At 75.3% G+C, this 12865-nt stretch carries 1 protein-coding gene; it reads right to left on the bottom strand.

The window, feature by feature from the left end:
- Positions 1–10: 10 nt before the first annotated feature.
- Positions 11–12790, bottom strand: a complete 12780-nt coding sequence (locus ACSLIC_RS11035; RefSeq protein ID WP_436737499.1) for an amino acid adenylation domain-containing protein — start codon at positions 12788–12790, stop codon at positions 11–13.
- Positions 12791–12865: the final 75 nt, after the last annotated feature.

The raw sequence follows: 12865 nt of genomic DNA, 5'->3' as shown, positions 1-12865 counted from the left end.
GGAAAGCTGCTTACCCGCCGTTCTCGATCTCCGCGATGATCATTTCCTCGATTTTCCCGGCGAGGCCGGAAACGGTCGGGAAATCAAACATCACGCGGGCAGAGGGGTCGATGTCGAACGTGGTCCGGACCCTAGCAATCACCCGAAGGCTCAGGACCGAGTTTCCGCCCAGGCTGAAGAAGTCCTCCTCGGCGCTCACCTGGTCCCACTCCAGGCCCAGCACCTCCGCCCAGATGTCGGCCACCGCCTCCTCGGTCGGCGTGGCCGGCGCCACGTAGGCGGCGGCCACGCCGTACTCCGGCGCGGGCAGCGCCCGCCGGTCGAGCTTGCCGTTGGTGGTGAGCGGCATCCTCTCCAGCGCCACGAAGGCGGCGGGGACCATGTACTCCGGCAGGGCCTCCGCCAGCGACCGGCGCAGCTCGCCCGGGTCGAAGCCGCCCGGCCCGGCCGGCACCACGTACGCCACCAGCCGGTGGTCGCCCGGCTGGTCCTCGCGGACCACCACCGCGCCCTGCGCCACCGACGGGTGCCCGGCCACCAGTGCCTCGATCTCGCCGAGTTCGATGCGGAAGCCGCGGATCTTCACCTGGTCGTCGTTGCGCCCGAGGTAGTCGAGGGTGCCCGAACCGGTCCAGCGCGCCGTGTCGCCGGTGCGGTACATGCGGGCACCCGGCCCGCCGAACGGGTCGGCGACGAAGCGGGTGGCGCTCAGTCCCGGCCGCCCGAGGTAGCCGCGGGCCAGAGCGCCCCCGGCGATGTACAGCTCGCCCCTGACCCCGGCGGGCACCGGCCGGCAGGCCGCGTCCAGGACGTAGGCGCGCAGGTGGGGCAGGGCGCGGCCGATCACCGAGGCGGTCCCGGGCACCAGGGGGCCGGGCTGCGCCCGGTGGCTGGTGACGTGCACGGTGGTCTCGGTGATCCCGTACATGTTGACGAGGGCCGGACCGCCCTTCCCGGAGCGCTCCACCCAGCCGGCGATGCGGCCCCAGTCCAGTGCTTCCCCGCCGAACACGACGGTACGCAGGGCCAGTCGCCCGTACAGGCCCGGCTCGCCGTCCAGTGCCTCGGTGAGGCGGTAGAAGGCCGAGGGGGTCTGGTTGAGCACGGTGACCCGCTCGTCGGCGAGGAGCCGCGCGAACTCCTCGGGCGCCCGGGCCGTGTCCAGGCCCACCACGACCAGCCGCCCGCCGTGGGCGAGGGCGCCCCACAGCTCCCAGACGGTGAAGTCGAAGGCGTACGAGTGGAACATCGTCCACACGTCGTCGGGGCCGAAGGCGAACTCCTCCGCCGTGGCGTGCAGCAGCCGCGCCACGTTCCCGTGGGTGACCACCACGCCCTTGGGGCGGCCGGTCGACCCGGAGGTGTAGATGACGTACGCCGCCGCGTCCGTGCGCACCACGGCCCGGCGGGAAGGGCGCGCGGGACCGTCGGCGAGGGCGCGCACGGTCTCCGGCGCGTCGAGCACCACCGTCCGCGCGCCCGCGCCGCCGGGCAGGGCGTGCGCGGCCTCCCGCGCGGTGACCGCCAGCTGCACCGCGCTGTCCTTGAGGAGGTACGCGATCCGGTCGGCCGGGGAGGCCGGGTCCACCGGGACGTACGCGCCGCCGGCCTTCAGCACCGCCAGGATCGCCACCACCAGCTCCGTGGAGCGGGGCAGCACCAGGGCGACGCGGGACTCGGGGCCGACGCCCCGCCCGGCGAGGTGGGCGGCGAGCCGGTCGGCCCGGGCGTCCAGTTCGCCGTAGCTGAGGGTGGTGTCCTGGAAGGTCACGGCGGGGGCGGTCGGGGCGAGACGGGCCCGCTCCTCGAACCGGACGAGCGGGGAGGGATGCGGTAGCCCGTCCCGGGCGTACCGGGGCTCCGGACCCAGGAGCCGGGCCCGCTCGTCCTCGTCCAGGAACTCGTGGCGGAGCAGCGGCCGTCCGGCCCCCGCGAAGCCCTCCTCGTCCAGGTCGGCGGTGAGGCTGTCGGCGAGGGTGAGCCAGTGCCGGACCAGCCGGGCGATGGTGGCGCCCTCGAAGAGGTCGCTGTGCACGGCGAGGGCCGACAGGCCGCCGTCCCCGTCCGGCTGGAACTCCAGGTGCAGGTCGAACTGGGCAGCCTCGCGCGGCGGCAGGAACTCCTCGGCGCGGACCCCCGGCAGTTCCAGCGCCGCCGGGGGCGTGTTCTGGAGCACCAGCATCGCCTGCACCAGCGGGGTGCGGCTGGTGTCGCGCTCAGGCGCCAGCTCCTCCACGAGGGTGCTGAACGGCACGTCCTGACGGGCGAAGGCGTCCAGCACCGTGCGGCGGACCTCGTCCAGGAACTCCGCGAAGCTCAGCGACTCGTCGATCCGGGAGCGGAGCACCAGCGTGTTGACGAAGAAGCCCACCAGCCCCTCCGTCTCCGGGCGTTCCCGCCCCGAGACGACGGTGCCGAGCGCCAGGTCCCGGCGGTCCGTCCAGCGGGCCAGCACGAGCTGGGTGACGGCGGTGAGGACCATGAAGAGGCTGGCCCGGCGCGCGCGGCCGGCCCCCGTGAGCCGCTTGGTCAGCCCGGCCGGCACCGCGAAGGCGTACTGGGAGCCCGCCGCCTCCCGCACCGCCGGCCGGGGCCGGTCGGTGGGCAGCTCCAGAGGCTCCAGCCCGGCCAGTTGCTCCCGCCAGTACGCCAGTTCCCCGGCGAGCGCCTCGCCGCCGAGCCGTTCGCGCTGCCAGACGGCGAAGTCCGGGTACTGGACGGGTAGTTCGGACAGGTGTGGCTGCTCGCCGCGGACGGCGGCGGCGTACAGCTCGCTCAGTTCGCGGGTGATGATCCCCATCGACCAGCCGTCGGTGACGATGTGGTGCATCGCGAGGACGAGGACGTGCTCGTCCTCGGCGACCGGTGCCAGCAGCACCCGCAGCAGCGGACCGGTCCGCAGGTCGAAGGGGACGGCGGTGGCGAGGCGCAGCGCCTCCTCCAGCTCCACCTCCCGCACCGGCACCTCCAGGGCGGTGTGCACCACCTGGGTGCCGCGCCCGTCGACCGTGCCGAAGGTGGTCCGCAGCGCCTCGTGCCGCGCCACCAGCCCGGCCACCGCCGAGGCCAGCGCCGCGCGGTCCAGCCGCCCGGCCAGCCGCAGCCCCGTCACGACGTTGTACTCGACGCCGCCGCGCGCGAAGTCGTCCAGGAAGTAGAGGCGTTCCTGCGCGAAGGAGAGCGGGAGCGGCTCGCCGCCCCGGGGGACCGGGACCACGCCGGCCCTGTCCGACGCGGGCGCCACCGCGGCGGCCAGCTCCGCGACCGTCGGGTGGTCGAAGAGGGCGCGCGGGGTGAGGCTGCGGCTCAGCGCGGAGCGGGCCCGGGAGGTGATCTTCAGGCTGGTGATGGAGTCGCCGCCGAGCGCGAAGAAGTCGTCGCCGGTGCCGATCCGCTCCCGGCCCAGGACTTCGGCCCAGATGGCGCACAGGACCCGCTCCGTTTCCGTGCGCGGGGCGGTGTACTCCTCCTGGGCCGGGGCGAGGTGCGGGGTGGGCAGGGCGCGCCGGTCGACCTTGCCGTTGACGGTCAGCGGGATCGCGTCGACCGCGGTGTAGGCGGCCGGGACCATGTACTCGGGCAGCACGGTGGCGAGGTGGCGGCGCAGCGCGTCCGGGTCGAGCGGGCGTCCGGCGCGGGTGACGAGGTAGGCGGCGAGGTACTTGGTGCCGGGCCGGTCCTCGCGGGCGAGGACGGCGGCGTGGGTGATGTCGGGGTGGGCGAGGAGGGCGGTCTCGATCTCGGCCGTTTCGATGCGGTAGCCGCGGATCTTGACCTGGGTGTCGGTGCGGCCGAGGAAGTCGATGCGGCCGTCGGCGCGCCAGCGGGCGAGGTCGCCGGTGCGGTAGAGGCGGCCTCCGGGGTGGTGGGGGTCGGGGAGGAAGCGTTCGGCGGTCAGGCGTGGTTGGTGGTGGTAGCCGCGGGCCACGCCGCTGCCGCCGAGGTACAGCTCACCGGGGACGCCGATCGGGACCGGGCGCAGGGTGCTGTCCAGGATGTACGTGTACATGTTGTCCATCGGGGTGCCCAGTGGCGCGGGGCCGGTGGCGACGTCGTCTGCGGTGAGTGGTCCGCTGATGGCGAAGGTGGTGGTTTCGGTGGGGCCGTAGCCGTTGACCAGGGTGAGGTCGGGGTGGTGGGTGAGGAGGGTGTGGGCGGCGTGGTGGGGGACGGCGTCGCCGCCGGTCCAGATCTCTTTGAGTCCGGTGAAGCAGGTGGGGTCTTCTTCGACGAGGACGCCGAAGAGGGCGGCGGTGATCCACAGGGCGGTGACGCCGTCGGCGGTGGCCTCGCGGATGGTGGTGGTGGTCAGGTCGCCGGTGGCGACGGTGAGGGTGTGGCCGTTGAGGAGCGGTACCCACACTTCGTAGGTGGCGGCGTCGAAGGAGTGCGGGGAGTGGAACAGCACCCGCTCGTGGGCGCCGTTCCTGAACCGCCGGTCGGCGGCGAGCGCCACGATGTCGGCGTGGGTCACCCCGACGCCCTTGGGGACGCCGGTCGAGCCCGAGGTGAACATGACGTACGCCAACGACTCCCGGTGGACGGCGGGCAGCACCACGTCCACGGGCGGTTCGGGCAGGGTGCGCGGGTCCAGGACGGGGACGCCTTCGGCGCCGGCGAGGGCGGCCGGGTCGCGGTCGGTGAGGACGAGGGTGGTGCCGCTGCGGCCGAGGATGTCGCGCAGGCGCTCCTCGGGGTTGGCGGGGTGCAGCGGCACGTACGCGCCGCCCGCCTTCAGCACGGCCAGCATGGCGAGGACCAGGTCGGCGGAACGGTCCATCAGCAGGCCCACTCGGCTCTCGGGCACCACCCCCCGCGCGGCCAGGGCGCGGGCCAGCCGCTCGCTGCGCCGGTCGAGTTCGGCGTAGCTGAGGACGGTGTCCCCGGCGGTCAGGGCGGGGGCGTCCGGTGCGGCGGCGACCCGCTCGGCGAACACCTCCACCGTCGGTCTGCCCCCGGGCCGGCCGCCCCGCCCGCTCCACCGGCCGAGCAGCCGTTCGCGCTCCTCGGCGGGCACGGTCGGCAGGGCACCCAGCTCCGCGCCACCGTTCTCGGCGAGCGCCACCACCAGGTGCTCCAGGTGTGCGGCGAGCCGGCGCACGGTGGCGGCGTCGAACCGCGCCGGGTCGTAGCCGAGGTCCAGCCGCAGCCGCTCCCCGTCGTACGCGGTGAGGACCAGCGGGTAGTTGGTGGCCTCGGTGACCTCGATGTCGCGCAGCCGGAGCCCGAAGCGGGCCGGTCCCTCGGTGTCGACGGGATAGTTCTCGAAGACGACCAGGCTCTCGAAGAGCGGCGCGCCGGGCGCCAGTTCCGTCGGCAGGGCACTCAGCGGCAGATGCTCGTGGCGCCGCCCCTCCGCCTGCGCGGCCTGGAGTCCGGCCAGCCAGCTGGCCACCTCCTCGCGCGGCTCCACCCCGACGCGCACGGGCTGGGTGTTGATGAACAGGCCCAGGATCTCCTCGGCGCCGGGCAGGTCGGCGGGGCGGCCCGCGACGGTGGTGCCGAAGACCACGTCGGAGGTGCCCGCGTACTGGGCGAGCAGCAGCGCCCAGGCACCCTGCACCACGGCGTTGACGGTGAGGCCGTGGCGCCGGGTGAAGGCGGTGACCCGCGACGACACCTCCGGGGAGAGGTCCCGGACGGCGTGGTCCGAGGAGCGGCCGTGACGCGCGCGGCCCTGCGCCGGACGGTCGTACGGCAGCGGGGTCGGCTCCTCGAAACCGGCCAGGCGCTCGCGCCAGTGGGCGAGTCCGGGGGCGGGGTCCCACCCGGCCAGCCAGGTCACGTAGTCGCGGAACGGGGGCCGTTCGGAGCCCGCGCGGGCGACGGGCGCGTCCGGCGAGCCGGTCAGCGCGGCGTAGTCGGCGAGGACGTCCGTGAGGAGGGCGGCGGTGCTCCAGCCGTCGAGGAGCAGGTGGTGGAAGGTCCAGATCACCCGGACGCTCTCCTCGGCGCATCGGACCAGGGTGAGCCGCATCAGCGGCGCGGACTCCAGGTCGATCCCGCGTGCCAGGTCCTCGGCGAGGAGGTCGCGCAGCTCCGCCTCCAGGGCCTCGGCGCCGAGGCCCGACCGGTCCAGGGTGCGCACCGGCAGCGGCGCCCGCTCGTGCACCACCTGCACCGGCTGCCCGAGGTCCCGCCAGGCCACGGCGACCCGCAGCGCGTCCGAACCGGCCACCGCCCGCTCCCAGGCGGTGGCGAGCGCCGCGAGGTCGCGGGCGCCGTCCAGGACGAAGGTGAACTGCTCCAGGTAGGACGGGGAGTCGGGCTCGGCCAGCGCGTGGAAGACCATGCCGGTCTGGAGCGGGGTCAGCGGATAGACGTCCGCCACCCCCCGGGCCGGACCGGTGCCCGCCGCGCGGGACAGCACGGTGTCCACCTCGGCCTGGGTGAGGTCGACCAGCGGGAAGTCGGACGGGGAACGGCCGCCCGCGCCCGGCTCGGCGCAGTGGCGCAGGAAGTCCCGCAGCTCACCGGCCATGGCGTGGGCCAGCCGCTCGACGGTGTTCCGCCGCAGCCGCGCCCCCGAGTACGACCAGGTGAGGACGAGTCGGCCGTCCCGCACCTCCCCGATCACGTCCAGCTCGTGCGGACGCGCCTCGGCCGGGCCGAACTCGCCGCCCGGGTTCATCCGGGCCGCCCGGTACAGCGCGCGCTCCCCGAGGCCGTCGAGCCGGCCCAGGTAGTTGAAGCTGATCCGGGCGGAGTCGTGACCCGCGAAGTGGCCGCCGAGGTGGCGCAGGGCGCCGTAGCCGATGCCCCGGTCCGGGACGGCGCGCAGCTGCTCCTTGACCGAGGTGACGGCCGGGCCCCACTCCTCGTCCTCGGGCAGCGCGAGCGCCACCGGGTGGATGGAGGTGAACCAGCCGACGGTGCGGGTCAGGTCGAGGTCGGCGAAGAGCTCCTCGCGACCGTGCCCCTCCAGGTGGACGGCGAGCCGGTCGCGGCCGGTCCAGCCGCGCAGGGTCCGGGCCAGCGCGGTCAGCAGGACGTCGTCGACCCGGGTCGCGTGGACCGGGGGCGCCTCCGTCAGCAGCGTGCGGGTCTCCTCCGCGTCGAGAGCCACGGAGACCGTCTCCTGGGCGCCCACGGTGGCGTCGCCGTCCGGGTCGTCCAGCGGAAGCGGCCCGGTGTCGGCCCGCTCGGCGACCTCACGCCAGTACGGCAGCTGGTCGTCGAAGCCCCCGGCGGCCGTGTGCTCGGCCAGCCGCCGCGCCCACTGCCGTTCGGAGCTGGTCTTCGGGCCGAGGTCGATCTCCTGGCCCGCCCGCACCTGTGCGTGGGCGGTGGCCAGGTCGTCCAGCAGGACGCGCCAGGAGACGCCGTCGGTCAGCAGGTGGTGGACGGTGAACAGGACGCGTACGACGCTCCGTCCGGCACCGGCGGGCGGCTGCGCCGGGACCCCGGCGACCATCCGGACCAGCGGCCCCTCGGCCAGGTCGAACCCGGCCTGCGCCGCCTCGGTGGCCCGGCGCCAGACGGGCCCGCCGTCCGGGGCCGCGTCGGCGCCCGCGCCCGTCCCGGGCAGCTCGCACAGGCCGAAGACGGCGTCCAGGTCCGCCTGCGGACGCAGCTCCCCGGACCAGCCTCCCTGCCCGTCGGGCCGGAAGACGGCGCGCAGCGCGTCGTGCTGGGCGAGGACGGCGGCGAGGGCGGCGCGCAGCGCCTCGGGCGTGGTGCCGGGTGCCGGGGTGAACTCCACGGCCATGTTGAAGTGGTGCGGGGCCGTGGGGTGGTGGGCGAAGAACCACTCGCGGATCGGTGTGGTGGCGGCCGGTCCGGAGAGCGCGCCCTGTTCGGCCTGGACGGCCGGGGCGGCCGAGGGGTGGGCCGTGAGGTGGGCGGCGAGGGTGGCGACGGTCTGGCGGGCGAAGATGTCGCGTGTCGTGAGTTCGAGTCCGGCGCGGCGGGCTTGGGAGACGACCTGGATGCTGAGGATGGAGTCGCCGCCGAGGCTGAAGAAGTTGTCGTGGGTGCCGACGTGTTCCAGGTCGAGGGTCTTTGCCCAGATCGTGCAGAGCGTCTGTTCGGTGGGGGTGGTGGGTGCGACGTAGCCGGTCTGTTCCTGGGTCGGGGCGGGCAGGGCGCGGCGGTCGAGTTTGCCGCTGGCGTTGAGGGGGAGGGCGTCGAGGGTGACGAAGGCGGTCGGGACCATGTAGGCGGGGAGCCGCTCGCCCAGCCAGCCGCGCAGAACGTCCGCGCCGGGCCCGGAGGTCTGCTCGGTCGGGACGGTGTAGGCGACGATCCGGGGGGTTCCGGGCTGGTCCTCGCGGACCATGGTGGCTGCTTGGCCGACGTCGGGGTGGGAGGTCAACGCGGTGTCGATCTCGCCGAGTTCGATGCGCAGGCCGCGGATCTTGACTTGGTCGTCGGTGCGGCCGAGGTAGGTGAGGGTGCCGTCGGTGTTCCAGTGGACCAGGTCGCCGGTGCGGTAGAGACGCTGCCCCGGGTGGTGGGGGTCGGCCACGAAGCGGGTGGCCGTCAGTCCGGGTTGTCCGTGGTAGCCGCGGGCCAGGCCGGTTCCGCAGACGTGGAGTTCACCGGGGACGCCGACCGGGACGAGGCGCAGCCATCGGTCGCGGACGGTGAGGTGGGCCTCGGCCACTGGGGTGCCGATGGGTGGGGTTCCGGCCATCCCGGTGTCGAGGGCGGTGCTGATGCTGGCGGCGATGGTGATCTCGGTCGGCCCGTAGGCGTTGAGTAGGCGGCGGCCGGGTGCCCAGCGGTGGACGAGGTCGGGGGTGAGGGCTTCGCCGCCGGTGGCGAGGACGGTCAGGTCGGGCAGGGGCGGGGCGTCGGTGGGGATGCTGGCGAGGACGGTCGGGGGGATGAGGGTGTGGGTGATCCGGTGGTGGGCGAGGGTGTCGTGGAGGTCCTGGCCGGCCAGGGCGCGGCCGTCGTCGGGGATGACGAGGGTGGCGCCGCCGGAGAGGGCCATGAGTAGTTCCATGACTGAGGCGTCGAAGCCGGCCGAGGCCAGTTGGAGCACGTGCGCGTCCGTGCCGATCGAGAAGCGTTCGCCCAGTGCGGCGGTGAAGGCGGTGATGCCGCGATGGGTCACCAGGACGCCCTTGGGGCGGCCGGTGGAGCCCGAGGTGTAGATCATGTAGGCGCCGGCGTCGAGTGGTACGTCGGCCACCGGCGCGGGGCCGGGCAGTTCGGGCAGCTCGTGCCACTCGGACAGGGTGTGCGGGGTGACGACGAGGGCGGCACCGCTGTCCTCCCGGACGAAGGCGGACCGCTCCTGGGGCCATTCGGGGTCCATCGGCACGTAGATGCCGCCGAGTCGGGTGATGGCGAGCAGCACGGTCAGCCACTCCACCGATCGGGGCAGGGCCACGCCGACGCGGACCTCGGGGCCGACGCCCAGTGCGGTGAGGCGGTGTGCCACCCGCTCCACGCGCGCGTCGGTCTCGGCGTACGAGAGGTTCTCGTCGCCGCAGGTCACCGCGGTGCCGTTGGTGCCACGCGCAGCCACGCGGGAGCGCCACAGGGCGCCCAGGGTGACCGGGGTCCGGCCGGTGCCGGTGCGGGAGACGCCCCAGCCGTCGAGCAGCGTCTCCCGCTCCTCCCCGGTGACCAGCTCCACCCGGCACAGGGGACGCGCGGCGCCCTCGCCGACCACCGCGGAGGCCAACTCCACCCAGTGCCGGCACATACGCTCCACCGTCGCCCGGTCGAACAGGTCGGTGCTGTACTCCACCTCGGCGCTCAGCCCGCCCTCGCGGCTCCAGAACTCGAAGGTCAGGTCGAAGCGGGCGGCGTCGCGGGGGACAGGGGTCCGCTCGGCGGGCAGCCCGGCGAAGGAGGTGAGCTCCGCGAAGGCGTTCTGGAGGACGACGGCGGCCTGGACCAGCGGGGTGCGGCTCGGGTCGCGCTCCGGCGCCAGCGCCTCCACCAGGCGGTCGAACGGCACGTCCTGGTGGGCGAAGGCGTCCAGCGTGGTCTCGCGGACCTCCGCCAGGAGCGCGGCGAAGGAGCGGGACTCGCCGACAGGGGTGCGGAGCACCAGGGTGTTGACGAAGAACCCGATCAGGTCCGCCGTCTCCTGCTGGTCGCGCCCGGAGGTGACGGTGCCGAGCGCGACCTCCTCGCGGCCGCTCCAGCGGGCCAGCAGCAACTGGGTGACGGCGGTGACCACCATGAAGAGGCTGGCGCGTTCGGTACGGCCGAGCGCCACCAGCCCCTCGGCCACCTCGGGCGGCACGGCGAAGGTGTGCACGGCCCCGGCGGAGGTGCGCACGGCCGGGCGGGGCCGGTCGGCCGGCAGCTCCAGCGGCTCCAGCCCCGCCAGTTGCCCGCGCCAGTACGCCACCTGGCCGTCGAGCGCGTCACCGGCGGTGGCCTCGCGCTGCCACAGGGCGTGGTCGGCGTACTGCACGGGGAGCGCGGGGAGCCCCGCGTCCGGGGCGCCGGTCAGCGCGGCGGCGTAGAGCGCGCCCAGGTCGCGGACGAGGACACCTGCCGACCAGCCGTCGGTGACGATGTGGTGGAGCGTCGCCATCAGCACGTGTGCGGACGGGCCGAGACGGACCGTCAGGATGCGCAGCAGGGGCCCGGTGCGGAGGTCGAACGGGGCGGCGTGCTCGGCCCCGAGCGCCGCGTCGAGGGCGGCGGGGCGGTCGTCCTCCGCGAGCCCGGAGAGATCGGCCTCGCGCACCGGCACCCGCGGTGCGCCGGCGGGGGCGTGCACCACCTGCACCGGGTGGCCGTCCTCGGAGCGGAAGACGGTCCGCAGGGTCTCGTGGCGCGCCACCAGCGCCGACACCGCCCGCGTCAGCGCGGCGGTGTCCAGCTCCCCGGTGATCCGCAGGGCGGCCGAGGTGTTGTACTCACTGCTGCCGGGGTCGAACTCGTGGAGGATCCAGAGGCGTTGCTGTGCCGGGGCGAGTGGCACGACGGCGCCGCGCCCGGTGCGCGGCACGGCCGCCGGGGCGGGCGCTTCGGAGCCCTCCGCCGCGTCGGCGGCCGCCGCCAGCTCGGCGAGGACGGGCCGCTCGAACAGGGCGCGCCAGGGCAGCGCGAGGGAGGTGGCGGCCCGCAGCCGGGTGACGACCTGGAGGGCGAGGACCGAGTCGCCGCCGAGGTCGAAGAAGTCGTCCTCGGCGCCGACCTCGCCGGCGTGCAGCACCTCGGACCAGATCGCGGCGAGGGTCCGCTCGGTGGCGGTCCGGGGCGCGGTGCGGGGCCGGTCGCCGCGGTCGGCGGCGGCCGGATCGGGAGCGGGCAGGGCGCGCCGGTCCAGCTTGCCGTTGGCGGTCAGCGGCAGCGCGTCCAGGGCCACGAAGGCGGCCGGGACCATGAACTCCGGCAGTCCGCCGGCGGCGTGGGCGCGCAGGGCGCGCGGGTCCGGGGCGCGGCCGGGCTCCGCGACGAGGTACGCGATCAGGCGCCTGGCGCCCGGCCGGTCCTCGCGGACGGTGACGACGGCGCTGCGGACGTCCGGGTGGGCGGCGAGCACCGCCTCGATCTCGCCCGGTTCGATGCGCAGCCCTCGGATCTTGACCTGGTGGTCGCCGCGCCCGCCGTACTCCAGGGTGCCGTCGGTGCGCCAGCGGACCACGTCACCGGTGCGGTAGAGCCGGTCCGCCGAGCCGGTCGGGTCGGCGGTGAAGCGGGCGGCGGTCAGGGAGGCACGCCCGTGGTAGCCGCGTGCCAGCGGCCCACCGAGGTACAACTCGCCCCAGGCGCCCACCGGGACGGGCCGCAGCGTCTCGTCGAGCACGAGGGTGCGGGTGCCCGGGACGGGCGTGCCGATCGGGTACGGGCCGCCCGTGCCCGGCGGGAGCGGCGCGCTCAGGGTGGTGCAGACGGTGGCCTCGGTCGGGCCGTAGGCGTTGACGACCCGGCGACCGCCCGCCGCCCAGCGGTCGACCACGTCGTCCGGGCAGCTCTCGCCGCCGATGACGAGGGTCCTCAGCTCGGGCAGGTCGCCCTCGGGCAGGGTGCTGAGCACGACCGGGGGCACCATGAAGTGGCTGATCCGGCGCCCGGCGAGCAGCCGCAGCAGCTCCTCGCCCATCGGCTGACCCTCGGCGAGGACCAGGGTGGCGCCGGCGGTGAGGGTCATCAGGACGTCGGCCATCGCCACGTCGAAACTGGGCGAGACGTACTGCAGGACCCGGCTGCCGGAGTCCAGCCCGAGCGCGTCGATGTGCGCGGCGGCCAGGCCGGGCAGGCCCGCGTGCGGGACGACGACGCCCTTGGGGCGGCCGGTCGAACCGGAGGTGTAGATCATGTACGCCGCGTCGTGCGGGGCGGGCGCGGGCGCCCCGCCGACGTCCTGCCCGGGCGCCTGCGCGCCGGTGAGCCCCGCCAGGTCCAGGACGCCCCCGGCCGGGGCGGCGCCCGCCGGGACCCGCTCCGCGTCGCGGACGAGCAGGACGTGCGGGGCGCTGTCGCCCAGGACGTGGGCGATGCGCGCGGCCGGGTAGCCGGGGTCGACCGGGACGTACACGCCGCCCGCCCGCAGGACCGCGAGGAGCGCGGTGACCTGGGCGGCGGAGCGGTCGAGGCAGACCCCGACCGTGTCCCCGCGCCGCACTCCGCGCCCGCGCAGCAGCCGGGCCAGCCGGCCCGACCCCTCGTGGAGCTGACGGTAGGTGAGGCGGACCCGCGGGTCCTCGACGGCCAGGGCGTCCGGGGTGGCCGCCGCCCGGGCCGCGACCGCCTCCAGCACGGTGGTCCCGGGCAGCTCCGGGCGCGGGCCCGTGGTCCAGGCCGGCGGGACCGCCTGGCCTGCGGCGTGGGCGGGCGCGGTGTTGCGGTGCGGCGAGGACGCCGTGGTCATGAATCCCCCTGGGGCTGGTACCTGCACGTGCTGGGTGTTCCGGCGTCCGCCGCCGGTCCGCCGCGGCGGGGTGCC

It is taken from the genome of Streptomyces sp. BBFR102, from assembly GCF_051397025.1.
In the GTDB taxonomy this organism is placed as follows: Bacteria; Actinomycetota; Actinomycetes; order Streptomycetales; family Streptomycetaceae; genus Streptomyces.
Note: the sequence above shows the minus strand (reverse complement) of the source record. Positions and strands in the feature narration are given on the sequence as shown.

Excerpts from the sequence above, each read along its gene's own strand:
- ACSLIC_RS11035 (WP_436737499.1), bottom strand. The coding sequence starts at position 12,790 with ATGACCACGGCGTCCTCGCCGCACCGCAACACCGCGCCCGCCCACGCC.